This is a genomic window from Candidatus Binatia bacterium (assembly GCA_029248525.1).
Lineage (GTDB): Bacteria > Desulfobacterota > Binatia > UBA12015 > UBA12015 > UBA12015.
Genome location: JAQWJE010000049.1, coordinates 927,339 through 951,194 on the forward strand (window position 1 = coordinate 927,339; position 23,856 = coordinate 951,194).

Genomic DNA, 23,856 nt, shown 5'->3' on the forward strand with positions numbered 1-23,856 from the left:
GGATGGGACGACGTTTGTTGCCGCAGGGGTTGTTTTGCTCTGCTCTGCTCCTTGTCTTCTCCAGCATGCCGGCACGGGGGGCCGAATCCGCCCGTCCCAATATCGTCTTTATTCTGGCCGATGATCTCGGCTACACGGATATCGCGTCTTACGGCAGCGAGGTTCATACGCCAGCGCTGGATGCCTTGGCCGCCCAGGGCACGAGTTTTACGAACTACCACACGGCCGCGAACTGCGCGCCGGCAAGAGCGATGCTGCTCACCGGCGTCGACAGTCATCTGGCCGGGGTGCCCAATATTCCCGAAATGTTGTCTCCCGCGCAGCGGCGTCACGAAAACTATCAAGGGGTGCTCGGCGATGATGTTGTGACTGTAGCGACGCTTCTGGAGGGCGCGGGCTACCACACCTACATGGCCGGAAAATGGCATTTGGGCATGGAGCCAACTAAGCGGCCCAGCCGTCGCGGCTTTGAGCGCACCGTCGCGATGATGGATTCGGGAGCGGATCATTGGGAACAGCGGCCCTACCTTCCCATCTATGATCAGGCGAATTGGTTTGCTGATGGCGAGCGGTTTTCCCTGCCGGAGGATTTCTATTCTTCACGCTTTCTGGTCGACAGCATGATCAAATTCATCGGCAGCAATCTGCAGGACGGCGAGCCATTTTTTGCATACTTGCCATTCATGGCGGTGCACTCGCCTGTGCAGGCCCCCCAGCAATTCATCGATCGTTATATGGGCGTCTACGATTCGGGTTGGGATGCCTTGCGCGAGCAGCGCAAGCAACGGGCAGAAGACCTCGGCATCGTTCCGGAAGATACGCCGATGGTGCGGATGGAGAGCACCGGCGAGTGGGACGCGCTCAGCCCCGAGGAAAAGCGGTATCAGGCAAAACGAATGGCCGTGTATGCCGGCATGATCGAGGCCATGGATTTCCATATCGGTCGCCTGGTCGAGTTCCTCAAGGCAAGCGGGCAATACGAAAATACCATTTTCATTTTCACCTCGGATAACGGGAGTGAAGCCAGCGGCTCGGCGGAGCCCAGAGCGTTTCGGGAGCGAGTGGGGCCCGAGAACATGGGCTACAACCTGGACTATGAGAACTTGGGATTGAAAGGCAGCTTCAGCATGATCGGCCCCAGCTTCGGCAGCGCCTCGGCCAGTCCTCTCGCGTACTACAAGTTTTATGCGGGCGAGGGCGGGCTGCGCGTGCCTTTGATCATTGCCGGAGAACCTCTTGGCCCCGGCCAGTCCCTCACGGCGGCCTTCGCCTGGGTCACCGATATCACCCCGACCATCTTGTCTCTGACCGGCGTCTTGCCGCCTGAGGAGCGCTATGGGGGGCGACCGGTCGAGGCCATGACCGGGCGAGATCTGACGCCGATTCTTTCGGGTTCCGCGGACCGAGTCTATGGCGCGGGCGATGCGATTGGCTACGAGTTGGCCGGTCACGGTGTTTTGTTCGAGGGCGACTACAAATTGGTGATCAATCAGCCGCCGGTCGGCGATGCCCAATGGCGCCTTTTCAACATTGTCACAGATCCGGGCGAGACAGCCGATCTGGCCGCGTTAGAGCCACTTCGCTTTCAACGAATGTTGGCGCGTTATCAGCAGTACCGAGACGAGAATCGCGTCCTCGAGCTAGCCACGGGCGATAACCCCCGCCAACAAATTGTCCTCAATTTATTCCTGCAATACCGGGATGCCGCGGTGGTGGTCTTGTTGACGATGTTGCTCCTGCTCCCGTTCCTCGTTGCGTATCGCATGAAGCGAAAGTCCGACCAGAAGCCATTGGCCTGAGAAGGAAAGCATTATGAAGATCAAAAGAACTCCCGATGAACGATTTGCCGACCTGCAGGATTTCCCTTTCGAGCCCCATTACGCCGAAGTGCAGGATGGTGACGGCGGCCGCCTGAGAATCCATTATCTGGACGAGGGCGACCCGAGTGCGGATCCGATTGTGTTGATGCATGGAAACCCGGCCTGGTGCTATCTCTACCGCAAGCTGATTCCGGCTCTGGTCGCGGCAGGCCATCGCGTGGTCACGCCTGATCTGGTCGGGTTTGGCCGATCCGACAAGCCGACAGAATACGACGACTACAGCTATTTGCGGCATGTGAGCTGGATGCAGCAATGGCTGGAGCAAGTCGACCTCGAACGGATTACGCTGTTCTGTCAGGACTGGGGTGGCTTGATCGGATTGCGTTTGGTGGCGGCAAATCCGGATCGGTTTACGCGGGTGTTGGCCTCGAATACCAGTCTCCCCACCGGCGACGAGAAGTTGCCCCAGCCATTTCTGGATTGGCAAATATTCTCGCGCGAGGTCGAGAATTACGACCTCGGTGTGATTATTGCCATGGGGTGTGTGGCCCCGATCGCCGACGAGGTGATCGCAGCCTACAACGCGCCTTTCCCGGATGAGACCTACAAGGCCGGCGCACGGGTTTTCGCCTCATTGGTGCCGCATGACCGTGAGCATCCTGCCTTTGTCGCTAATCGGAGTGCCTGGGAAAACCTCGAGAATTTTCAGAAGCCCTTCCTGACCGCTTTCAGTGATAGGGACCCGATGACCAAGGGTGCGGATGCACCGATGCGCAAGAGAATCCCCGGCGCCGCCGATCAGCCGCATACGATAATCAAGGGCGCGGGGCATTTTCTGCAGGAAGAGCGCCCCGAGGAACTGATCGAGGTCTTGCTCAATTTTATCGAGGGGGAACCCGCGCCTGAGTAACTGATTTTGGCGGATTGGAATGCTCCGTTTGGGACTCGGTCATTTTCTGGAAAACTGCAGGGCCTCCGATCCGCGCGAAAGCTCCCGTTCACGGACAGGGGGCGAATTGCTGGTGATTGCCCCACGCACGGTATCGTAGTTGAGAGGATGAAGAACATCGGCACCTCGACCATGCTGAACTCGATTTCGATGGGGTGCCTGTGGCACCCAAGGCTACAAGTACAGGGATCGGTTGTTCACCGAGAGCGGAACGCAGAGCATTTTTTGCGCGGGAGCGACGCGGACAAAGCCAAGATCATCCGGAAGGGGCGGGGTGAAGCTGCGACAGAAATAGATCGTCCATCCGATTTCGCTCGCGCGCGCTCGCAGGCCGGGTCGCGGCGTTGCACGCTAGGTCGCGGCGTTCACGGTGTACTGGCCCGGGTCGGTCACGAAGTCGGCGTGGCCGTAGGTGTCCAGCAGGCGCGCGATTTTGGCGTTGAGTCGGCGGTCGATCCATGCCGACAGCCCCGGCACCTTCAGTCCTATGCGATAGAATGCCGCATTGGTGCTGATGACGCCCGCTGCAATTGCCGCGGCCAACTTCTCGGTCCGGCTGAAGGTGATTCCCATCGTTCTGGCCTGTGCTGCATCGCCACTCAGGAAGCTGTTGATGAGCACGAACCGGGAAAAGCCGTTTTCAAGCCAGCTATGCAGCTTTCCCCGGATCGAAGATCGATCAAACAGGTCCGCCTCCATCGTGCCCCGCACAAGGGTGCCGCATGTTTCGTCGTCATAGGCCTCGCGCAGTGTGATGTGGCGAGCCATCAGAAGATCGATGATCTCCCGGGGTGTCTCGCCGAGCAGGTCCTGCGGTAGTCCGAGCAGGAAGCAGCGATAGCGGGACAATTCCACCGTGGCTCTCTGCGCTTCAGTGAACTCCGTGATTCCCTTGCGCAAAAGCCGGGCGGACATCAGGAACGTGCCGATGGTGCCCGCAGGCATCTGGTCGACCTGCGGGATCGGGATGCCGTAGGTGCCCACGTCCCATTTGCCTGAACTGAGAAGGTGGAAGCGCACCATCGAGTGCATCAAACGCACCTTGGCCGCCGCCTGAAATCCCTTACCGTAGCGCTCAAGTGCGCCAGGCAGCGTCGTGGCGGTAAAGAAGCTCGCGGTCTCGAAGACGCGCTTGGCAGATGCTTCGTCGGACAAGGTGCCCGTCATGGTCATCGGAAGCGCAGCGTATTTGTTCAGGAAGGTCGCGAGAAAAGCGCCGCGAATTGCAAACGGGGTGCCTGCGGCCATTGGAATCCGCTCGTCGCGCGCTCCGGCTTCGACCAAATCCATATCGACCCACTCGGGTGTGTTCTCCATGGCGCGAATGAAGGCCACGAGTTCGGGCGGGGCGTTCTCGACATTCTCCACTCCTTTTTCGCAAGCCGCATCCAGCATCTGGATCAAGACGGGGAAGCCGAACTCGGGGATCAGGGCGGCATAGGCGTCAGAGACGCGGTCGCCGGTCATTGTCGAGTTGCGCACGCGCTCGAGCAGGTCGGGGTTGTCGAAGACGGGTGCGACCATCGACCGAAGCTTGTCGAAGCGCTCGTCGTCCAGCTTGGCTTGGGTATCGAGACGCTCGGGCACGGTCGAGAAATCGACCCCGCCGTAGATCCCGGGAATTTCTTCGCGCTGCCGTTGGACGAAGTCGGAATACTCTGGTGTCGACATGTTTCCAGTGAACCAAGTGATCAGCCGCATGTCGAGCTTTGGGATCTCGACTCCGAGCCTGCGAACGAGCAAGGTCATCGCCGCGAAATAGTGAACTTGCAGGCAGGATATGCTGCTGCGGGGACGAGGATCTCCTTTGATTGGAGGAGGGGGGCACTGCGAAAAGTCCTGAGTAGGTTGTGCATCAGAGCATGTTTTCCGCGCCCTCCTTAATGCAATCAGATTGCAATTGCGGCATAGATGCGTTAACTTCAAAGCCGAATTGGTGTGGATTCAGCAGACAAATTGTTGCTCGATTGGCTCGGTCCGACTCGACGGGGTGGGCGAACGCATCGCAGCCGTCGCGTGAGGAAATAGTAGACGATGGACGAAACCTCGAAGAATGCGTTGTTACAAGACGACTCGTGCGTCGCTCAGGGGGCTTCGGTGGGCGTGCATTTGATTGCGGGTTTGCCTACCGCGGGAGTCCGAAAGAGTTTCGAGCGAATGAGCGATGTCATGGCGTTTGTGCCGCTCAGCGGGATCGCTGGAGCATCCCTCGGCGAGGCGACGCAAGTGGGTGTCCTCCTTCCACCCTTTATCGAGCCAGCATCTCTCGTCGAGAGTTGGCTGCGGGGAGATATTCTCCGATCTCTTTTTAGTCGGCCCGCACACCTTGCGAGCGTCTCTACCTTTTTGGACATCGACGAGGTCATCGATCAAATCTCGTCGCCAGCGCCTCTCTCGGGATACGGCTGGGGGCAGGGCGAGTTCGACAGACGAAGCGTGGCCGATATTGTGGTGGGCCAGATCGAGTCAGCGACCCACCTGGTGCTGGTCGGATCGACACCGGTTTCCGAATCCCTTGCCCGCTGCCTTACGGTACTCAATCCGGGAGCCTCGGCGATCCCGATCCGTGAAGGATCACCCACTGATATGAATTGGTTTGCGTGCCAGATCGAAGGTGACGATCGATCGAAAGGGCGAGTCGATCCGGAACACGGAAACGGCTCGATCCGATCTGCCATGAAGGAAAGAAGAACTACGGCAGTCGTACCACCGTGGCTCAAGGTGCTGCAGGGAGAGGCTGAACCGCAGGCAAAACCGCAGGCGGACCTGCTGGTCTACCGGCGTGCCCTCCCTTTTGATCCAGTTCGGCTGCAAGACTGGCTTTCGAGCCACCCCGAAGGGATTCTCCGGGCCAAGGGGCGCATTTGGTTTGCGAGTGAGCCGGAGCAGAGCTTCGGGTACTCGTGCGCCGGTTCTGTGCATCGAGTTTTCCAGGCAGGACCGTGGTGGGCGAGTTGTGCCGAGGGGGCGTGGCCCAGTGAAACCGCCGAGCGCGAGCGCCTCCTCAAGCTTTGGCATCCGCGTTTCGGCGATCGGAGGCAGGAGCTGGTTTTTGCAGGGGTCGATCTCGACAGGAAAGAGCTGTTCTCGGGGCTCGACACCTGCCTTCTCGACGAGGACGCGATCGACGATCTGTTGCGTGCATCGACGGACGGCTCAGACCTGCCGGCGTTGACCAGTTTGAGGATTCAATAATGCTTGGCTCTCGGCCGTCCACGCAGATATGCCGTCGGGCCAAGGTGCTATTCACCGCAGGAGTCTGACGGCCAGGCCGGCAGCCTTGTGAGCGACATCCGGGACAGTACGAAAGCCGTCGTCCCTCACCGTATTCAAAGGAGAAACCAAGATGCTGTCAGACTTCACGATTACCCCGGGCCCTACCACTGCATTCGGACCGGGCACCAGCCTGCAGGTGGCGCAGCATCTTCCGCCGGGCACGGAGCGAGTATTTGTGGTGGCGGATCCGGGCGTTGTCGCCGCCGGCCTTGTCGGGCCGATCGTGGACGCACTCGGGGCCGCCGGGCTGCAGCATCGCGTTTTCGACGGCGTGGACCCGAACCCGACCGACCGGAACGTCGACGCCGGGCTCGAGGAACTGCGTGCCTTCGGGGAGGCCGTCGTGCTCCTTGTGGGTGGTGGATCCGCGATGGATTGCGGAAAGTGCATCGCGATCGCGGCCCCCAACGAGGGGCGAGGGATCGAATATGCTCTCCACGTCGGTTTGGGGGAGGGCGATATGATCGATATGTCCACCTTGGGGTCTGCCCGACTTCCCGAGCAGTTGCCGTACCCGACGGTGGCGATTCCGACGACTTCGGGGACGGCGTCGGAAACAAACGGAGGCGGATTAGTCACCGACTCGGAGTCGCATCGGAAGCTGACGTTTAACAACGATGCGGTCAAGCCGATGGCGGTGCTGCTTGACCCGACTCTGACCCTGGGGCTGCCCGTAACGGCGACTGCGGCGTGCGGGATGGATGTGTTGACCCATGCAATCGAGGCCTTCACCTCGCAGGGGGCCAACGCGTATGCGGACTCATTTGCCCTGCGCGCCATCGAACTCGCTCGCATCTGGTTGCCGACGGCGGTTTCGCAGGGTGATGATCTCGAGGCGCGAGCAAACATGCTCTGGGCGTCGCATCTCGCGGGGCTCGCTTTTTCGTCGGGGCCGTTACTGGGACTCGTTCACGCTACGGGGCACCCTGTTTCAGCACGTTTCAATGCGGCTCACGGGCAGACGCTCTCCACGATGTTGCCACACGTCATGGAGTTCAATCGCGAGGTATCTGCAGCGCGCTACGGGCGGATCGGAGAGGCGCTCGGGGTAGCGGCGGATACGGATGCGGCGATTGCCGCCGTTCGCGAACTCTCGAAGCAAGTCGGAACCGACAAGACGTTGCGCGACCTCGGGTGCACCGAGAGCGATCTTGACGACCTGACCCAAGATGCGTTGAGCGATCTGATCATCTTGACCACTCCTCGTTACCCGACCCGAGACGAGGTGCGGGTGCTTTACGAGGCGGCATTGGATACCAGATAGCGCCAAGTCTTGCGTCACGGGAACCTCGTCGTCTTCGATTGCGGGTCCCGCGTCAATCAATTCATGGGATGCCTCGGGTACTTTTGCGCTGAACGCAGAACACTATGCCGTTCCGATACGGGCGGGGGGGCACTCCCGGTGGCGCGCCCGGGCTTGACGAACAGGGGTTCTGTAATCCAACAAGAGTCTTTGTGTTTTAACTCTTCGAGGGAAGCCTTCTAGTGTACTGCTCTACCCAGCGGTTTATGGGTCTCGTGGCATGCATGCTCCTGGCGGGCGTGCCCGCAGAGGCTCATGGGCCAGAAAAACTTGATGAGCCCCCGATTTCCGTCGAGGGGATTGAGGAAATTATCGTCACCGCTTCGCGGCAGCCGGTCACCGCAGCCTCGTCAAAAGAGATCAATATGCGTGACTTCCTGTTGCGGCCACACTCGACGACGCAGGAGATCATGAACAACGTTCCCGGGTTGTTGGTCGTTCAGCATCAGGGAGGAGGCAAGGCGTTTCAGTACTTCATCCGGGGCTTCGACGTGGACCACGGGACCGACTTTCTGCTGGTGACCGATGGCATGCCGGTCAATCTGGTCTCTCAGGCCCATGGGCAGGGCTGGGCCGACTCGAATTACGTCATCCCCGAGACTCTGGAGGGCATCCGGCTCTTCAAGGGGCCCTATTTCGCGGAGTTCGGGGACTTCGCTGTCGCTGGTGCGCTGGCCTTCAAGACGAAGGACGAGTTCGAACAGAACTTCATCCTCGCCCAAGGCGGTTCCTTCGGTACTGCTCGCGGCGTATTTGGCGCCTCTACCGATCTCGGTTGGGGAAAGTTGCTGATGTCCGGCGAGGGCTATTACACCAGCGCCTGGTTCGATGATCCGCAGAACTTCTGGCGTGCAAATGGCCTTGTGAAGCTGACCCTCGAGCCCGGACCTGATCACCGGCTCACGATCTCCGGGCAGATGTACGCTGCTGATTGGGACGCGTCGGGCCAGATCCCTCAACGTGCTGTCGAATCGGGCGAGGTTGGACGCTTTGGCTCGTTGGACCCCACAGAGGGCGGGCGCACAAGCCGCGAAATCTTGAACGTACAATACACCTGGGAGCCAACCGAGGCCGATCGCCTCAACGCGCAGGTCTGGGGGCAGCACTACACCATGGACCTGTGGTCGAATTTCACATTCTTCCGCGACGCAGGCCTGCGCTTTACCGCTCCGGCAGCAGGAGATATCGTCGATACCTGCGCTGGCTGGGCCCCGGACAACCCGGTGTGCACTCCGATCGATCCGTCGGCGAATTACATCACGGGCGACGGGATCTACCAGCGGGATGAACGCTTCCTTTACGGTAGTCAGGTGACCTACTCGCACGACGACGAGGTCGGCACGATTCCCTATGTCGGCCAGGTTGGCGTTTATACCCGTGGAGATTTTCCCAATCTCACTCTGGACCGCCAGGTACGCCGCCAGAGCTTCTTTACCGTCAACAAGGTCAAGGTCGAGGAGTATTCCTTCGGCGGCTTTGCCAAGGCGGAGTTCTTTCCGGCCTGGTGGCTTCGAGCGGAGCTCGGCCTGCGCGGGGACTTTTTCGTCTTCGACGTCCAGAACCGACTGAGGGCGCAGCCTGCTGACCGGAACTTCGAGCCGGTGCCCATCGAGGGGCATCAGACCGACGGCATCGTCAGCCCCAAGGTGAACGTCGTCATCACGCCCTTCGAGGAGGAGCATACCGAGCTGTACTTCAATTTCGGGACGGGTTTTCACTCCAATGATGCGCGGGCTGTGGTGCGCACGGGTCGCGACGGTCTGGTGCGGGCGACCGGCGGCGAGACCGGGTTTCGCGGGACCTGGCTGCCGGGGCTCGAGGTCTCGTCGGCCTTGTGGATCATGGACCTGGACGAGGAGTTGGTTTTCTCGGGGGATGGTGGCGACGTGGATGCAGATATCGATCTCGCCACCGGGAACTTCGTCCCGGCAGGTGCGTCGCGGCGGTGGGGAGTCGATTTTTACAGCCGATACGAACTTACCGACTGGGCCTATCTGGATTACGATCTCGCGTGGGCGTCGCCTCGTTTGAAAGACGGCAGCGCCATTCCGCTTGCTCCGAAGCTCTACATGAACGGCGGCCTCTCGTTCGACTACGAGGGATTGGGTGCGACCTTCCGCGTCCGCAGCCTCGGAGATCGCCCGGCCACTGAAGACTCCAGTATCATCGCCCCCGGCTGGACCCTGTTCGACATTCTTCTTCGGTATCGATGGGAGAATGTCGAACTGTCACTTGCTCTGCTGAACGTGACCAACGAGAGCTGGAACGAGTCCCAGTTCGCCGAGGCGACCTGCCTGGAAAGCGAGGAGTTGTCCGGACAGCCGTGCCCCGAGGTGGGGAGCCTGCCGCGACAGATGGCTGCGGCGGATGGCGTCGACGATCTTACCTTCTCTGCCGGGATGCCCTTCGCGGTCCGAGCCGGCATTCAGGTTTTCTTCTGACGCCCGGGGGCCTCGCTTGAGACCTTGCCTGCCTGCCTGCTGGCTTGCGCTGATCCGCGTCAGCGTGGCGTTCGTGAGGGTCGCAACGCCCGAGGTCTGGACGAAGAGATACGTCACTCTGTTGTTGTCCGAGTCGCCACGGTAAGCCACAAAGAGCGTGCCGCGGGGGCTGGGTAGATGTCTGTTAAACGCACAAACGCCGCGCCAGCCCGCTCGGTGCGCAGGTGGACGCGGCGTTTGGAGACACCGTATTTGTGTTCGTCGTCGGATTCCAAACTGTCCTCTGGTGCGGAACAGTCAAGGCACCTCCAGTGGGCGAGGCGTCGATCATCCTGATTTCACCAAATTCAAAACGCCTATCCTTCAACCTTCCCATCTGCGCCGATTGTCACGCTCGTAGAGCCAATGAAAAGGTGGGCTGGGCCATCGCACTCAAAATCACTGAATGGTTCCACGACGTTCGGCCCGATGAACGTAACGTCATATCTCACGAAACATTGCGGCGCCTCACAGTACGGAGGAACCAGGGATGCATCTTGCAGTTCGACGGTATAGTTCACCACTTCCCCATCAACAGTGCAGGTGAAGTCAGAGTTCGGTGGGTCGTCGGCAAATGGGCCGCGGGTGGTACTCGGACCAATGAAGTTTTCCGAGTCCAAATCCCAGAGAGCCACAAACTCTTCGGTCGAGACCTGTCCCGCCTCGCGGTAGGGGCGGTCTGTGAACCAGCTCGTCTCCGGGTTGGTGTTCACGAGGAGCAGCTCGGAATCGCTGAGGACCGCACCTCCTGACGTCTGGACAAAGAGCAGTTCGGCTCCGTCGTTGTCCGAGTCACCGCACGCAGCGGCAAGAAACATGACGGTGGCGAGTAGATAGATTGGTATTTTCATTCGCGGAGGTTTCCCCAGCTTCGGAGCTGACTGTAAACGCAATAACGCCACGTCTGTCGAAGTTAGCCTCCGGTTTCGACAGCCAAGCCAGCTCCGCGAATGTCCGGGATCGGCGGCCATGTGCCGAAGATCATTCTAAAACCAAAACCGAAGGATCCCGGCCAGAGGATTTTCTCGTCGAGGAGGATTCTCTCACGCGCAAACCACCCCCAGACATACTCATTGGGTTCCTGACGGCGGGCTGAATCATACGCCTTGCGAGGCGTCGGGTTTCTGGCGCGCTCGCGGCGATATCTGCGTGCATCGATCAGCGAGATTTTCCGGCCGTAATCGCGAATTCAGCGTTGGTAATTGGGTGCGATGTTTTTGCGGGTCGGCGGTGGCGCGTTAGGAGCGCCTCATGAATAAATCTTACGAAGGTCTTCACGCGGTTGTCACCGGCGCTGCCTCAGGCATCGGTGCTGCCGCAATAACTAGTCTAGCCGAGCAAGGTGCTCGTATTACCGCGCTCGATGTACAACCCATCTCTGTCGAGGGGGTCCGGTCGATTGAGGTCGACCTTGGCAATCCTTCTGCGATCGACAAGGCGGTAGCAAGCATTGACGAGCCCGTTGATGCGCTATTCAACATTGCAGGCGTGCCGCAGACCCGTCCGGCAGTCGACGTGATGCGAGTGAATGTTCTCGGTTTACGTCACCTCACGGAGTCGCTTCTGTCGTCGATGCCGGCAGGGTCGGCGATTGCCAACGTGGCCTCCATCGCCGGCAACGAGTGGCCGCAACATCTGGGTCAGATCAAGGAGCTTCTCGATCTGAGTGATTTCGCCGAGGCGCTCGCGTGGTGCGAGGCTCATCCCGACGATCTCGGGGACGGTTACTTCTTTTCCAAGGAGTGCGTCGTTGTCTACACGTTCCGACTCTCCAAGCGAGCGATCGCGAAGGGCGTCCGCGTGAACAGCGTCAGCCCTGGACCTGTGGAATCTGCGATGATGCCCGATTTTCGGGCGACGATTGGCTCGCAGACGCTTGAGTGGACCACCCAGCAAGCTATCGGTCGCATGGCCCAGCCCAAGGAGATGGTCCCCCCGCTGTTGTTCCTTAACCATCCCGATTCAACGTATGTGAATGGCCTCAATCTGGTAGCTGATGGCGGATTTACGGCCGCATTCAGCCTTGGCGAAGTCGATTTCACGGCACTGGCGGGGTAACGAACACGCCCCCCCTGCGTCCTAGTTGCAAGGCGGAACTGCGTCCGCCTTCTTTTTGCAATTAAATTGCAGATGCGCCCCTGATGCGTTAGCGTCAGGGGCGCATTTTTTCGTGAACGACAAACGCTGGGCGGGCCAGCAGCGCCTCGCTACCAATCCCTTGGCCCAGGGGCGCCAATCAGGGCAGATGCGAGCCTTCGACGTCCGCGGTATTGGCATCGCCTCCACTGACCGTCGCCTCGGTGGCACTGGCTGTATTGCCCGCGCCGCCACTGACCACGCTGTAAGTTGCCGTGGCGTCGTTGAACCGACCACCGCTGATATGGGACGCGATACCGGATGCCTCATTCCCCTGGCCACCGCTGACCGCGGCGAGGCGGGCTGTAGCCCGGTTCTGCGACCCGCCGCTGACTGAAGTTTCGTTCTCGCTCGCCGTATTATTGCGGCCTGCGCTGACGACCGCGTAATTGCCGCTCGCCCGATTGTTATGTCCCCCCGAGACCGCGGCATAAACTCCTTGGGCGACGTTGATGTTGCCGCCTCCGACCGAGGCATGCTGGCCGATGCTTTGGTTCTGTCGGCCGCCACTGACGGTTGCGTGCGCGGCGCCCGCCAAGTTGCTCTGCCCGCCGGTCACTGCGCTGTATTGCTCGCTCGCGGTATTCTCCGAACCTCCGGTGACCGAGGCGTAGCCGGCGGTCGCCGCGTTCTTGTATCCAGCCACCAACCCGCCTGCCTGACTATAGGTGTGATACGGCCCCAGCACCAGATTATGAGAGCCCGTCTTGTCGTTGCTGTCGTTTTCGTCGTAGCCGATGATCAGGTTGCCGAGGCCATTGACGTCAGGCGTCGCCGACACGCCAGTCCCCCAACTGGCGCCCGCGCCGCTCCGGATCTGGACGTTGGCCCCCGTAAAGCGCACGACATGGTTGGTTGTATCGACTTCGAGGTATTGCTCGAGATCCTCTCGCGCTGCGGTATTGGCCGTCGCGGCGGCCAGCGCCTCGGTGGTCCCGATAGATATCTCGATGGGCGTGCCATTTTTCTTCGTCTTGCAAACGGACCGCAGCTTGATTGGCGAGCCTTCTTTCAGCTCTCCCGTTTTCTTGTCCAGGACCGCACAGAGTTCCAGTGCATTTGCTGACGGACTCCAGGCGGTGAGAACTCCGACCGAGAACAACGACACCCATAACTTCATCATCAACCTCCCGGCAGCGAGGTTGCAGGTCCTCGTATGCGCTTTTTTAATTCCGAACGATAGCTGGCGCCAGCAGCGAAAGGGGAGACTATTGCGTGTGCCTGATGCTGCAGCATTCCATAGCCAATCTTGGGGCCAAGGCCTTCTTCCTGTCCGCTGTGGTCCGCCTTCGGCCTATCGCCCGCAAGGTATGGCGGGAAAATATAGTTTGGTGTACAAACGCCGGGTGACGAGCGTGTCGGCAAAGTTGGTTTACGGCTTCTCGATGGCCTGCCTTGCCACCATGCTGGTCGCCTGCGGGGGTTCGACCCCCGACCGCGATCCGTCACCCACCCCGGCGTTGTCGATCGCTCCCAGCCCCACGAGCACACCGGCGCCATTAGCCGCCTGCGAAGCCGATCCGGCGGGCTGCGTCTGTGCCGTCGAGTCCTGTCTGCCGATACCGACGCAACTTCTCGCCGGGCAAGCTTCTTGCCCGTCGAGCCTTTTGCCTTCGAGTTGCGCTGACGTGATGACCGATTCCTTTGCCCGCCAGGGGTGCGGAGAGACCTGCAAGGGACTCACGGTGCCCGGGCTCGAAGCGCTCTGCGAGATGCCCGAGTGTGACGGATTCCTCGACCTTTCATCGATCGTCGGCGTGTCTGACCTCTGCCAGTGTTATTGCGAACCTCAGTGCGCCGGGCGGACTTGCGGCGATGATGGTTGCGGTGGAGTTTGTGGCGGTTGCGCGGGGGACGAGAGTTGCGTTTTCGGCGAATGTGCTCCGGTAGCCGGGGAATGCCGTGACTCGGATTTCACCTGCTACTGCGCCATGGTCGAGTGTGAGTCAGAGGTGTCAACCGGAGAGAGGCTGCGGATTTGCTCGGAGTTGCGCTTTGGCTACCCCGATTGCGAGGAAGCATTCATGCGCTCGTACGCCGATCAGGGCTGTCCCGACCCCGGCGCCGAACCGTTTTTGGGGCGTGATACCCTCTGCGACGCGCCCGTCTGTGCAGACTTCGTTGCAGACTGGCAGGACCGGACCGGAGTAGACCTCTGCGCCGGTCTGACCGCCCAGTGAGCTCAAGCTTTCGCCGTACGCTCAGAGCGCGGCCACGAACACCTTGAGCAAGGCTTTCACGAGCGGCGCGAACACCGACTCCGCGATCGCCGCTTGTTCCTCTGCCGACTCCGCAGAAACGACGATGTCGGCAAACTCTAGCTCATGTCAATTGGGAAAAATTACTCTGGGTATAGCGCCTCCCCTGAAGCATCCATCAACGAGAGCTTGACCGACGATGTTTCCATACGCGCCGTACGCAAAATCAATAAAAAGATGTGCCTGACGCTGGCAGGAAATGGATCCTGCTTCGACGACATCCGATCCCACGAACTTGATGTCATAGTTCAAGATACAGCGCCAGGTTGCAGCCGGACGGAGGAAATCGAGGATCTTCGAGTGACGGGCTCTGCAATTCGAAGACATAGTTGACGACTTCTCCATCGACCGTTCAAATGAGGTCGGCGTTGGGGGAGCCGCCGGCGGGAACTTCAGCGCAGGTGGCCGATGTTGAACCGCTTGGCAGTGAAGAAGCCGCCGAGCAGGAGGTCTCCGTCCTCGAGGAGGCTCGTCATGCCGCCCCAGGTATTCCAGCGAATGCTGTCGTCGGGAAAGCGCCAGCGAGCCACCAGCTCGCCCGTGTCCCAATCGATGCCTTGATACTCGTAGCGCCCGTTCTCCTTATGGGCGATATAAGCGAGACCCGTCTGGGGCGAGACTGCGGGCGGCATCCAGTCGGTGTTGTCCACGTAGTCGAGCGTCCAGTCCAGCACGAAGCGGTCCTCGTCCGGAAGCCAGTCGAACTTGTGCATGCCCCGCGGCGCTTCACGGGTGACGCCCGCGAGGAGCGCGTTCGGAATAATGTTGAGCGGAAACGGAACCGGCGCCGGCTCCGGGTAGGTCGAATCAATCACGATCACTCCGTAGCCATAGGCGACCGGTGACGCTTCGATGGTCGTACGCGCATCGGGGATGCGGATCTGACCTGCGATCCGCCTCGAACGGGTCCCGGGCTTCTGGCTGAAGTCGGCCGGGATCTTGTCGCGCCAAAACGCGACGAGTTGTGCCCCGTCGGGATTTCCGTCGGAGATGACAACAAGGTGATCCTCGTCGTCGCCAAAGCCCATCAATGTGGGAGTGGTGCCCGAGCCGTGCGAAGCTGCGCCCAGCTTCAATGCCTCGCCTTCTGGCATTACGTCGTAGGCGCTTTTCCAACCGCCACGGGATCCGTCGATCGACAGGCGCTTGCCGTCCCAGGTAAGGCCATACATGTGCTTTGAGGTCGTGACGTAAATGCGCTTCTCGTCGAGAGCGATCCCGTTCTCGACATGCTCACCGGGAAAAAACATGTAGTCGCGCAGCGTCAGATCTCGGCCGAAGACGAATACGCCCCCGGAAGCCGCCGCGACGAGGTGGCCGTCGTAGCTCATTGAAATGGCCTTGAGGTGCAGGTCTTTGGCCTGTTCGGAGATATTGGCCGGCAGCAGGTCGAGAACATTCACATGCTTGACAGCACGCAGTGGTGCATCGATCTGGTTATCGTCAAACGCCTTCAGCAGGTTCGTACGGTTGTAGGTGGTGTAGAAGTATCCGTCTCTGTCGATCACGCCATACGGCCCATTCGCCATCCCCGTGAGATCGAGCTGGAACACCATCCACAGGGAACGAAATAGCAGGCGCCAGTCCTGGCCCTTGCGGCGGTTTCCGTCGATCCCGGCCATAACACTTTCGATCTTTTCGGGCGTCACATCGGAGTGGTCCGCATCACCCGGGTAGGCGAGAAGCGAGATTTGCTCGAACGCTTCACCCGTGGCTCGAATTTTGACGAGTCCCGTAGCAGTCCCCGCAATCACCGTGGTCTGGCCGCCCACTTTTTTGACGAGCGGCGACGACGACCAGGTGACGGGCACTGTCTTGACGTCGGCAGCCACGAGATCCTTGCCTCGCGTGGGTCCGTGTTCCGTCGAGACGTCGGTCTGCGCCGGATTGTGATGCGACATCGGGTAGGGGCCGTCGGCGAGCCAGGGGTTGCGCAAGGGCGTCGCGAATGGTCTTGAGGCGAGCGGGGGCGGACCCGTCGCCGACAAAGCCTGCGAGGGGGCGTCGCTGCCTGCGTCGAACGCGGGGGCGACCAACGTCGCTGCTTTGTCCTGAGCGCCAGCAGGTCGTGCAAAAAGCAGAAGAGTCAGTGCGACAAGACAAAGCCTGAGGGAATCCCCGGATACCATAAACACCTCCGTGTGGTGGGCACTACCACAAGAATACTGACGGTCGGAAACATGAGGGCCCATTAGCTGCTGGATCGTTTTGACGTGCGTACCCGCCGGCCCGTGGCTCTGCCACGGGCGGGAAGGCGAGTCGGCGACTTCCTTTGGTCGCTGCAGGCCCGGCCAGAATAGAAACCCGGGCGGCAAGTGCGGGAGACGCTACCGGTGGCAGACCGGGCTTGACGAATAGAGCGCCGTCTCGGCATAAGGGGCCTTCATGTTTCCTGCCGTCCTGTGCTGTCTGCAGGATGATGTATGATCCTGATTGAGAAAGGGAGCGGCCACCACAACTTCGGTGCGCGGTTACGAGAATCAGATGATTGAGTTGCACACCACCACGCCCAATGAATGGGTGAGTACAGTTTTGGGAGATTTCAATACCTTCCTCCTGGACCACGCCGCGTGTGAGCGAAAAGCATCCGGGATGGCCATGACATTTGTGGTTCGCTATCCGGATCGGGATGAACTCCACGACCCGATGATTCAGCTTGCCCGAGAGGAGCTCGCCCATTTCCACAAGGTGTTTCGCATCTGTAAAGATCGCGGGCTTCGATTTTCGGGAGACCAAAAAGACACCTATGTGAACGCGCTTCTCAAGCGAACACGTCGTGGCCGAGACGAGGAGTTTTTGGATCGTTTGATCATGGCGGGCGTTGTCGAAGCCAGGGGCCATGAACGCTTTGGTTGTATCGCCAACGCACTCGAAGAAGGTCCTCTGAAAGTGTTTTACGATGAGATCACACGGTCGGAAGAACGCCATGCAGAGGTCTTCATCGAACTCGCTGCTCTCTATTTCCCAATGCCTGATGTTAGACAACGTCTCGAGTTCTTTCTGGCAGCCGATGCCGAAATCTGTGCGGGTCTTCCCTTCCGGGCGGCACTGCACTGATGAAGGCAGGAGTGATTGAAAAGTATCTTGAACGGTATGCTGAGCCTGAGGCGCAAATCGCGCCAGATACGGATCAAAGATGGAACCATGTGGTGTGTATTCCAGCATGCGACGAGGCCGACAATTTGGTCGATACGCTGGAGACGATGGCACAGGCGCGAGTCGCTGATTCCGCATTGGTGATCCTCGTGGTGAACGGTCGGCAGTCGGCACAGGCTCACGTCCATGCAGGCAATGCGCAGACATTGATGCAGCTTGGTCGATACGGCACTCGGACAGATCAGTCCCTGTCGTGGGGCATGTTGAACGGTATGGCGCTTCTTGTGGTGGACCGGGCTTCAACAAACCGGTGGTTGCCACCCAAGCAGGGTGTGGGGCTTGCCCGCAAGATTGCTGGCGACATTGCGCTGGCGTTGATTCATCGAGGGATTGTGCAAAGTGATTGGATTCGCTGCACAGATGCAGATGTTCAGGTGCCGAAAGACTACTTTGAGCAGCTGGCGAAACCTATCAAGGGTGCGTCGGCAGCCATTACGCCCTTTGTCCATGTTCCAGAAGGCGATGCCATTCAACAGAAGGCCATGGGCCTCTATGATGCCTACCTGCAGGCCTACGTTGATGGGCTGGCCCGGGCGGGTTCTCCCTATGCTTTTCACACCATTGGCAGTCAGATTTCTGTATCTGCACATTCCTACGCCATTGTTCGTGGTATCCCCAAGCGCTTGGCGGCTGAAGACTTCTATTTGTTGAACAAATTGGCCAAAGTCGGGCGGATTCATTCCCTTGCTGGTGAGCGCGTGCGCGTCCGCGGGAGACTGTCTGACAGGGTTCCTTTCGGGACCGGCGCTGCCCTGCAAGAGATCAGTGCCGCCTTGCGCGATGGCAGGCCTGTGCGTTCGTATGCCCCGAGGGTATTCGAGGGTGTCGGTCATTGGTTAAGGGGGTTGAAGGCGTTCGCCGATAAACCGGATGTTGAACGCCTCAAGTCTCAGGTGCAATCCGTCGCAGATCCCCTGGGTTCCGCCTTGTTCGATACCCTGGATGCGATGGGTGCCTTCGATGCTGCCGCACAGGCCAGTGCGCAGGTGACCGGTCCATTTCTGCATCGACGCTTGATGGAATGGAATGATGCCTTCCGAACCTTGAAGCTTGTTCATGGCTTGAGGGATGCAGGCATTGTGTGAGGACCCGCGGCCCAGCGGCTATGCCGCGGGCGGGAAGGGCGAAAAACCTTGCCGGTGGCAGGATCGGGCTTTCCGAATAAGCCGTTGAGGCGAAGGGGCCTTCACGTTTCCGACCGTCCCGTCCGGGAGGACAGGTTTCGGGCGCTACCTGCGGGAGTGGGCTGCAAGTCGCGATGGGCTCGTGGTGCAGGCTGACGGCCGCGTGCACGTGGCGATCAGTTGTTCAGGGTTGTCCGTGCTCCGGGTGCCGCTGTTTGCGCTGGAAATATCGGTTGCCGCTATCCATCTCGAGGTAACGCTCGATCAATTCGTATCCGTATCGCTCGAAGTGCTTTCTGATGGCCGGGCGCTTCCCCTCAATGACGAGCAACTCGGGCTGGAACCGTTCGAGATCAAAACCCCGAAGTGCCTGCAGTTCGTGGCCCTCGATATCCATCGACAGGAGGTCCACTTTGGTGACTCCCTCGCGATCGAGAAGGTCGTTCAATGTGGTCTTCGGAACTGAAATCTCTTCGGGTTCCACCTCGACACCGAACATCTGACCCGACGCATGTTTGCGATCGGTCGACGAAATGCCCAGGCCCGCAGACTTGAAGAATTTTCCTTCGCCCCCGGACTTGTCGGTCACCAAAAAGACCAGGAACTTCGAATCAGGCCGCAATTTCTTCCAGGCAGGTCCAAATTCCGAGAGCGCATCGATTCCGATTCCCGTCCAGCCCAGATGTTTTTCGAGGTAATAGGTGTTGCTGCCCTGAACAGGCCACGCGGCGCCCACATCCACGAAAAAACCGTCCTTCCGATCCTGAAAGAAATCGCGAATGATGATCTCTTCAGCGAAGACCGAATACTGCCACGGCTCTGCGAGGATTCCGGTTCTACCGGGGAGCGCCTGGATCCGCTTGGTCTCGCGAACAATCGCCTGAGTCACCGTCGATGTCACTTCATTTGGTTCGATGCCGAGGGCAGCCTGAATTTCGCGATGCCTCTGTTCGATCGGATCGATCTCGCTCTTGAGAGGGTCAGGAACAAGGCGACTGGATGGGTCCGAGCAGCCAGCGCAGCACAGGGTCAGGATGAGGAACGCGGCGACAATCGGGCGGGCGACTTTCTTCGGTGTGGGCTCAGGCAGCATCAGAACTGGGTATCCTTCCGACAGGGAAAAAGACAACAAAGGAGCGGTTCCGGGAGATGCTGGTACATGCGGGCTTCGACGATTTCACGTTCGTGCTGGCTCATGGCGGACAAGCGACTCCCGATGCGCCCGTGTTCGTTGCACTGGCCGCTGGCCGCCCCGCCGACGGTCCTCAGGGCAGTCGGATCAGCATGCGGCGATCGTGGACCGATCGGACGGGCGCGGTACAACTCGACTGCCTTTTCATTCAGGGTTTCCCATTCGGGTCCGCCCCCTGCGCCGAAAATGTTGGGTGGGAGGAAACCAGCGAGCGGCAGCGCCACGACCGTGGCCATTGCCGGAAGGTGCAGACGGGTCGGCATAGACCGCATCTGCCGACCTCCCATGTTGAAAATCAACTATGGGGATCCGACGGCACGAAACAGAAGGGCCCATTTTGCCCGAACACGGCCCCTGGCAGAAACCCAATCGAGCTACCGCGAGGTGTCCGGATATCATTTGCATCCCCTCACTCGAATGGCCCCGGTCGGGGCTTCTGTGGTTTCGGGCGGGATCTCTCTCCAGGCATTCGCTCTCAACTCACAATTTATGTGTCAGTCAGTTGCCCGCTCTGGGAATCGCGGCTGGCCCATGTCAGAGTCCCCGGCACGAAATGTCTTCTGCTGCTGATGCTCCTGCTGATTCCGTTTGCTGGCTGTAAAGCTGGGCAAGGTGATCGCTGTGCAAAGTCGGAAGACTGCGGTAGCGGTCTTGTGTGCTTCGCACCGACTGAGGCGCAGGGGAGCATCATCGACGCGCTATCATATGCAAACCTTGAACCGTATCTTGATGCGTACACCTGCGTAACGCCCGAAGGTCTGGCCGATGCAGCGCAGGCTAACTTGAACAGAGACTGTCGCGCTTCGGAAGATTGCAAGAAGTTCGACTACTGCACTGCGAAAATCGAGTTGGGGCGCGACGTGTGCCTAATCGCCAGTGATGCCGACTGTCGCGTGATGAGCAGGCCGCACGCGGCGTTTGGAGACGGCGATCAAGTGGCACCTGGCCTGCTCCAGTCACTTTTCGCCCCAACAAAAAAGCGCCGCAGTCGCAGGGCTTCTCAAGAGCCTTCCAGCGGCCCCGCCACGGTTGGGAAGGGCGGGAAACGCTGCCGGTAGCAGAATCGGAATGGACGAATAGAGGGCCTTCTGGGCAAAAAAGGCCTTTCATGTTTCCTGCCGCCCGGAAAATCCTGATCGTGAATTAACAAACGCCGTGTTGATAGCCGATAGCCTGTTATCCGTCAGGATCGGTGACAAAAGTGGCTCGGTGGTTACTCCTCCGCATGGCGGGCATTTTTCAAGGACGATAGAGTTATCCCTTCGGCAATCTCCACGACGCGTTGGGATAGAGAAAGAAGGCATGGCGATGAGTTCAGATGATAAAATCCGCAACAAAGGGGAGGCCCCATAGGCTTTGCCTTACTAATCGCCTTCTTGTCTCTGGGTGCCATCAGTGGCTGCGGGAGCAGTGGCACTGATAGTGATCTAGTAGGTTCTGACGGATCCGGGGACCCCATCCCTATAGGTCCGCTCCCGGGCACAGTTCGCGGTTACTTCGCCTCCGACTTTACAGCGAGCCAACCACCTGCGCTTTTCGGGGCTAATCAATACAATATTTGGATTTGCTTTAGGGGAACATCGTCTCTGGCGCCCGCTTTGATCGAGGACTGTCCGAACTACAAAACCAACCCGCCGCCTTCCGGTGCCCTGATATTCGCGGATATAGGTGGGGGTAATGCTAACTCTATCGATAAAAAAGATTTGCTTGGGCTGAGTGAGGGCCGGGACTCAGAGATGCTCGCAGACAATGGGTTTAGCGGTGCCGTTTTCGACTTGGAAAGTGTGGGGGACGACTTTGATAGCTACGAGGACTTCGAAAGTACGATAACTTTTGCGCTTCAAGCTTTACGGGAACAAGGCTTGTACTCCATTCTGACCACCTCCAAAGACGGCATTCGCACAGCTGCACTCCAAAAACACTGGCCAGCAAGCGAGCCGAGCGGGGATGGCTGGAGCGTCACTTTTCCAAAGTTTCAAGCTGATGTGGTGCCTCTTTTTGATGCCTACTCGCCGCAGTGCTACTCCACGGGCAAAGAAACCGCGCCTCCGATCTGCCAAAACTTCCCAGGCATCTCCTACGACGGCTACAGCGGCGCTAGAGAGATATGGCCGGCGGTGAGCGGGCAATGGATCACTCTGAATATAAGCGAGGATCCGATAGCCCTTCTCACCGCTATGCAGGATAATTCCAAGACTCCGCCTTCAGCGCTATTTCCCAAGGCCCCGAGTGGCTACCTTGTCTGGGCCGGTCAGTAGGCTCTGGCAGAACCGGGATGGACGACTAGAGCGCCTTCTGGGCAAAAAGGGCTTTCATGTTTCCTGCTGGTGCGGCATGGCGGATTGGGCTGGGCTGGCGTGGCCAAACTTGCCGCACTTTCTCATAGGGGCGCGCTGGGGTCGATCTTGCCCGACGCTGTTGGGGAAATGGCACCATGACGGGCGCATGTGACCTGATGGGGTTGGCCCCGTCAAGTTGATTGCCTGGCTACCGCGAGATCGCCAAATATCATTGCGCGTCCCCTCACTCGAATTGACCTGAAATACAATCTAGAGCTACGGCATGCCCGTGGCTCCGATCACCCGATACCTCGCGATCCTCGCTGTCGTGCTCTTTGGCCTTGGCGCATCGAGTTCGAGCGAGGGCGATATCGATTCCATCCTTGTCCGAGTCGCCACCTGGAATATCGAAACTGTCGGTGCTCCGGGGTCGACCGAATACGAAGCAGCCCTCGATGTCTTGAACCGGATCGGCGCGGACATTGTCGCAATTAACGAGGTGGCGAGTTCCGCGGACGCCGCGAACCTGACCTCACTCGCCGCCGACGCAGGCTACGCCTCGGTTGTCGTGCCGAGTTCAAATCCGTTTGGGGCAGATCGAAACGCAATCCTTACTGATTTGCCGCTTCTTTCCGCGATCATCAATACATCGGCAGATTTGTCCGGCGATCCAGCGGCGAACGATATTTCCCGCCTGATGGTCGAGGTCACAGTGGACATGCCTGGCGATGCACCCGACCTGACGGTGGTATCCAGTCACTGGAAATCGGGGACCGGCAATGACGACGAGTTCCGTAGAGTTGTTGAGTCCCGCCGGATGGCCCAGGCTGTCGCGGACCTCGACCCGTTGTTCGACGCTTACATCCTGCTCGGCGATATCAATGAAGAAGCTGATAATGTTCCGCAGACGCCAAACCCAATGGTCAGCGAACCTTCCGGGCTTCCCGGTTCGTTCAAGCTCGGCTCGGACCTGGAGGCCCTGCTGGTGAGTGGCGGTCTGGTCAATGATCCGTTTACGAACCTGAGCGCTGCGCAGGTCAGCACTGTTCCTGCGGTGCAGCTGGACGGCCGGGATGCGACGCGGCCTGCATCCGGGCGTCGTCTCGACTATATTTTTGTCAGCCCTGTGATCGCGGCAGGCGGGGTGTTGGCCGAGGTCTACGACTCGAGCGTTGAAGGTCTTTTCGGCGGATTGAGCAAGTCGGGCGATGTTCTGCCGGCAGGCACCAGTGCCGCCGCGTCCGACCACCTGCTGGTATTTGCCGACATTGAGCTAACCCCGCCATGCGGCAACGGTCGAGTCGACTCGGCCGAACAGTGCGACGATGGTCCCGACAATGGAAGCTCGTCCTCATGCTGCCGGGCCGACTGTACGTTCAAGCCAGATGGCGCTGGAAGCTGCGATGGCAACTTGTGCACAAGGACAGATAGCTGCCTGTCGGGCGTCTGCAGTCCGGGATCGTGCGAGACGGGCAGTGCCTGCTCTATCTGTGGTGGCACCTGCGAGGATGGCATCGGGCAGTGCGAGTGCCAGTACTAGCTGGGCTGGCATTCTGAGGTTTTTGCGCCAAGGTTTGACAGCGGTTCGAGTGGCCGATTAGCCCCAGCATTTCCCGCCACGGGCGGGAAATGCTGCCGTCTGGGAGAATTGTGATGGACGAATAGAGCGCCTTCCGGGCAAAAAGGGCCTCCCTGTTTCCTGCCGTTGGGGGGCGTTCTAGTTGCTCTGACCGATCATGAGAATCTGCTGATTCGACGTCATCGGAATCGCGTTGCCGTACGTGCCACCGGCGTTGCCATTCTGATAGGTCTGAAGAACCAGGCCGGTTGCCGGCAGGCCAACGAAGCCTTCCACAGGAAAGCCAAGAACCGACTGGTTCGTG

At 59.5% G+C, this 23,856-nt stretch carries 17 protein-coding genes; 11 read left to right on the forward strand and 6 right to left on the reverse strand.

Features of this window, described 5'->3' with window-relative positions; all coding sequences use genetic code 11:
- Window positions 1-2 precede the first annotated feature (2 nt).
- Together P8K07_16575 and P8K07_16580 are read left to right on the forward strand one after the other, a co-directional pair.
- On the forward strand, window positions 3-1,799 hold the full coding sequence (locus P8K07_16575) for an arylsulfatase (GenBank protein ID MDG1960142.1): 1,797 nt from the start codon (window positions 3-5) through the stop codon (window positions 1,797-1,799).
- Between the two features lie 13 nt (window positions 1,800-1,812).
- The gene (locus P8K07_16580; protein ID MDG1960143.1) at window positions 1,813-2,730 is read left to right on the forward strand and encodes a haloalkane dehalogenase; all 918 of its coding nucleotides are present in this window, start codon (window positions 1,813-1,815) and stop codon (window positions 2,728-2,730) included.
- A gap of 390 nt (window positions 2,731-3,120) precedes the next feature.
- Here the strand turns inward: P8K07_16580 and P8K07_16585 are convergent, their stop codons facing one another.
- Window positions 3,121-4,440: an oxygenase MpaB family protein gene (locus P8K07_16585; GenBank protein ID MDG1960144.1), complete on the reverse strand. Its 1,320-nt coding sequence runs from the start codon at window positions 4,438-4,440 to the stop codon at window positions 3,121-3,123.
- Window positions 4,441-4,803: 363 nt separating this feature from the next.
- Between P8K07_16585 and P8K07_16590 the strand changes: the two genes are divergently transcribed.
- From P8K07_16590 to P8K07_16600, 3 genes are all read left to right on the forward strand, one after another.
- Window positions 4,804-5,964: a GTP-binding protein gene (locus P8K07_16590; GenBank protein ID MDG1960145.1), complete on the forward strand. Its 1,161-nt coding sequence runs from the start codon at window positions 4,804-4,806 to the stop codon at window positions 5,962-5,964.
- 151 nt (window positions 5,965-6,115) lie between these two features.
- Window positions 6,116-7,309, forward strand: coding sequence for an iron-containing alcohol dehydrogenase (locus P8K07_16595; protein MDG1960146.1), 1,194 nt, complete (start codon window positions 6,116-6,118; stop codon window positions 7,307-7,309).
- A 245-nt stretch (window positions 7,310-7,554) separates the two neighbouring features.
- On the forward strand, window positions 7,555-9,789 hold the full coding sequence (locus tag P8K07_16600; GenBank protein MDG1960147.1) for a TonB-dependent receptor plug domain-containing protein: 2,235 nt from the start codon (window positions 7,555-7,557) through the stop codon (window positions 9,787-9,789).
- Between the two features lie 356 nt (window positions 9,790-10,145).
- Here P8K07_16600 and P8K07_16605 read toward each other — a convergent pair whose 3' ends face one another.
- Entirely contained in the window at window positions 10,146-10,679 is a 534-nt protein-coding gene (locus tag P8K07_16605; protein ID MDG1960148.1) for a hypothetical protein, read from the reverse strand.
- Window positions 10,680-11,079: 400 nt separating this feature from the next.
- Here P8K07_16605 and P8K07_16610 point away from each other — a divergent pair, with 400 nt between their 5' ends.
- The gene (locus tag P8K07_16610; GenBank protein MDG1960149.1) at window positions 11,080-11,886 is read left to right on the forward strand and encodes a coniferyl-alcohol dehydrogenase; all 807 of its coding nucleotides are present in this window, start codon (window positions 11,080-11,082) and stop codon (window positions 11,884-11,886) included.
- A 178-nt stretch (window positions 11,887-12,064) separates the two neighbouring features.
- Here P8K07_16610 and P8K07_16615 read toward each other — a convergent pair whose 3' ends face one another.
- On the reverse strand, window positions 12,065-13,087 hold the full coding sequence (locus P8K07_16615) for a hypothetical protein (protein ID MDG1960150.1): 1,023 nt from the start codon (window positions 13,085-13,087) through the stop codon (window positions 12,065-12,067).
- Between the two features lie 187 nt (window positions 13,088-13,274).
- Between P8K07_16615 and P8K07_16620 the strand changes: the two genes are divergently transcribed.
- Window positions 13,275-14,144, forward strand: a complete 870-nt coding sequence (locus P8K07_16620; GenBank protein MDG1960151.1) for a hypothetical protein — start codon at window positions 13,275-13,277, stop codon at window positions 14,142-14,144.
- A 470-nt stretch (window positions 14,145-14,614) separates the two neighbouring features.
- On the opposite strand, the gene P8K07_16625 is transcribed toward P8K07_16620, so the two are convergent.
- Window positions 14,615-16,258, reverse strand: a complete 1,644-nt coding sequence (locus tag P8K07_16625) for a hypothetical protein (GenBank protein MDG1960152.1) — start codon at window positions 16,256-16,258, stop codon at window positions 14,615-14,617.
- A 448-nt stretch (window positions 16,259-16,706) separates the two neighbouring features.
- Here P8K07_16625 and P8K07_16630 point away from each other — a divergent pair, with 448 nt between their 5' ends.
- The gene (locus P8K07_16630) at window positions 16,707-17,279 is read left to right on the forward strand and encodes a tRNA-(ms[2]io[6]A)-hydroxylase (GenBank protein ID MDG1960153.1); all 573 of its coding nucleotides are present in this window, start codon (window positions 16,707-16,709) and stop codon (window positions 17,277-17,279) included.
- A complete protein-coding gene (locus tag P8K07_16635; protein ID MDG1960154.1) occupies window positions 17,279-18,463 on the forward strand; it encodes a hypothetical protein in 1,185 nt (394 codons plus the stop codon). The genes P8K07_16630 and P8K07_16635 overlap by 1 nt, the downstream gene beginning before the upstream one ends.
- 223 nt (window positions 18,464-18,686) lie before the next feature.
- Here P8K07_16635 and P8K07_16640 read toward each other — a convergent pair whose 3' ends face one another.
- Together P8K07_16640 and P8K07_16645 are read right to left on the reverse strand one after the other, a co-directional pair.
- Window positions 18,687-19,595, reverse strand: a complete 909-nt coding sequence (locus P8K07_16640; GenBank protein ID MDG1960155.1) for an FkbM family methyltransferase — start codon at window positions 19,593-19,595, stop codon at window positions 18,687-18,689.
- Window positions 19,595-19,957 (reverse strand): hypothetical protein, encoded by a 363-nt coding sequence (locus P8K07_16645; protein MDG1960156.1) that lies wholly within the window; start codon window positions 19,955-19,957, stop codon window positions 19,595-19,597. Before P8K07_16645 ends, P8K07_16640 begins: the two co-directional genes overlap by 1 nt.
- A 1,335-nt stretch (window positions 19,958-21,292) precedes the next feature.
- On the opposite strand from P8K07_16645, the gene P8K07_16650 reads away from it, so the two are divergent.
- Both P8K07_16650 and P8K07_16655 read left to right on the forward strand, forming a co-directional pair.
- The gene (locus P8K07_16650; GenBank protein MDG1960157.1) at window positions 21,293-21,952 is read left to right on the forward strand and encodes a hypothetical protein; all 660 of its coding nucleotides are present in this window, start codon (window positions 21,293-21,295) and stop codon (window positions 21,950-21,952) included.
- A gap of 304 nt (window positions 21,953-22,256) precedes the next feature.
- Window positions 22,257-23,513, forward strand: coding sequence for a hypothetical protein (locus tag P8K07_16655; GenBank protein MDG1960158.1), 1,257 nt, complete (start codon window positions 22,257-22,259; stop codon window positions 23,511-23,513).
- Window positions 23,514-23,856: the final 343 nt, after the last annotated feature.

Excerpts from the sequence above, each read along its gene's own strand:
- P8K07_16585 (MDG1960144.1), bottom strand. The coding sequence starts at position 4,440 with ATGTCGACACCAGAGTATTCCGACTTCGTCCAACGGCAGCGCGAAGAA.
- P8K07_16620 (MDG1960151.1), top strand. The coding sequence starts at position 13,275 with ATGGCGGGAAAATATAGTTTGGTGTACAAACGCCGGGTGACGAGCGTG.
- P8K07_16595 (MDG1960146.1), top strand. The coding sequence starts at position 6,116 with ATGCTGTCAGACTTCACGATTACCCCGGGCCCTACCACTGCATTCGGA.
- P8K07_16590 (MDG1960145.1), top strand. The coding sequence starts at position 4,804 with ATGGACGAAACCTCGAAGAATGCGTTGTTACAAGACGACTCGTGCGTC.
- P8K07_16615 (MDG1960150.1), bottom strand. The coding sequence starts at position 13,087 with ATGATGAAGTTATGGGTGTCGTTGTTCTCGGTCGGAGTTCTCACCGCC.
- P8K07_16655 (MDG1960158.1), top strand. The coding sequence starts at position 22,257 with ATGCCCGTGGCTCCGATCACCCGATACCTCGCGATCCTCGCTGTCGTG.
- P8K07_16600 (MDG1960147.1), top strand. The coding sequence starts at position 7,555 with ATGGGTCTCGTGGCATGCATGCTCCTGGCGGGCGTGCCCGCAGAGGCT.
- P8K07_16580 (MDG1960143.1), top strand. The coding sequence starts at position 1,813 with ATGAAGATCAAAAGAACTCCCGATGAACGATTTGCCGACCTGCAGGAT.
- P8K07_16630 (MDG1960153.1), top strand. The coding sequence starts at position 16,707 with ATGATTGAGTTGCACACCACCACGCCCAATGAATGGGTGAGTACAGTT.
- P8K07_16645 (MDG1960156.1), bottom strand. The coding sequence starts at position 19,957 with ATGCCGACCCGTCTGCACCTTCCGGCAATGGCCACGGTCGTGGCGCTG.
- P8K07_16635 (MDG1960154.1), top strand. The coding sequence starts at position 17,279 with ATGAAGGCAGGAGTGATTGAAAAGTATCTTGAACGGTATGCTGAGCCT.
- P8K07_16640 (MDG1960155.1), bottom strand. The coding sequence starts at position 19,595 with ATGCTGCCTGAGCCCACACCGAAGAAAGTCGCCCGCCCGATTGTCGCC.
- P8K07_16605 (MDG1960148.1), bottom strand. The coding sequence starts at position 10,679 with ATGAAAATACCAATCTATCTACTCGCCACCGTCATGTTTCTTGCCGCT.
- P8K07_16575 (MDG1960142.1), top strand. The coding sequence starts at position 3 with ATGGGACGACGTTTGTTGCCGCAGGGGTTGTTTTGCTCTGCTCTGCTC.
- P8K07_16610 (MDG1960149.1), top strand. The coding sequence starts at position 11,080 with ATGAATAAATCTTACGAAGGTCTTCACGCGGTTGTCACCGGCGCTGCC.